Origin of the sequence: Vibrio sp. YT-18 (assembly GCF_033337345.1) — a bacterium.
Lineage (GTDB): Bacteria > Pseudomonadota > Gammaproteobacteria > Enterobacterales > Vibrionaceae > Vibrio > Vibrio alginolyticus.
Genome location: NZ_JAWOQO010000316.1, coordinates 1 through 1,006, shown reverse-complemented (window position 1 = coordinate 1,006; position 1,006 = coordinate 1). Strand labels below are relative to the sequence as shown.

1 protein-coding gene is annotated in these 1,006 nt (G+C 46.3%); it reads right to left on the bottom strand.

Annotated elements, in window-relative coordinates; translation table 11 throughout:
- Positions 1 to 56: 56 nt before the first annotated feature.
- A partial coding sequence (locus R7M72_RS26255) for a methyl-accepting chemotaxis protein (protein WP_318056613.1) occupies positions 57 to 1,006 on the bottom strand: 950 nt, incomplete at its 5' end.

Below are 1,006 nucleotides of genomic sequence, written 5' to 3'. Positions count from 1 at the left end.
GACTTCATAAAAAGTCGCCCTTATACAGCTGGTTGCATAAACTATTGCATAAAAATTTACAATTTAAAGCGATGGACTAATTCATTTTGCTGATGAGCAAGCTGAGTGAGAGATTCACTCGTATGAGTGATGCTCGACATCGCGTGGTAACTTTCATCCGCAATATTGTTGATGTCTTCAATGTTGCGCGCAATATCTGCTGAGGTTTCGCTTTGCTCTGCTGCCGCTTGAGAAATGTGCGTACTCATTTGGCTGATTTCGATAATGAGTGCTTGGATCTCTTCCATTGAACTGTTCGCTTTCGAGGCTTGCTCAACCGACATTTCCATATCACTCATGCAGCTTTGAATCACTTGGTTGGCTGACTGAGAGCTCGATTGCAGATTGCTGATCATCGATTCGATTTCTGTGGTGGATTGTGTTGTTTTTGATGCCAGCACACGTACCTCATCCGCTACCACGGCAAATCCGCGTCCTTGCTCTCCTGCACGTGCTGCTTCAATCGCGGCATTGAGAGCCAACAAGTTAGTTTGCTCAGCAATGTTGCGGATGACATCCAAAATTGAGCCAATTTGACCACTCATCTTTTGCAGTTCAGAAACGGCAGACACGGACTCGTGAAGGCGCGTTTCTAGCTGATTGATGGTCGAAATGTTACTACTCATGACATTTCGGCCTTCTTCGGATGCAGACTCAACACGTTGAACCATTTCCAAAGAGCCTTGAGCGCTTTGCGCAACTTCTTGAACCGAGTGAGACATCTCGGTCATAGCCGTTGCCACGTTGGCGGTCTGCTCACGTTGTGCATTCAGCTTAGATTGCGCTTGAGAAGACGTTCGTTCGTTGGTTGTCGCGGTCGAGGCTAAGTTTTCTGATGCTTCATTTAGCTTCACTAGAATATCGTGCAAGCTGTCCGCTAACGTGTTGATATGGCCACTAACGCGGCTGAACTCGTTGTTAAAGCGAATATCAATACGTTGCGTCATATCGCCTTTAGTTAGGCTCT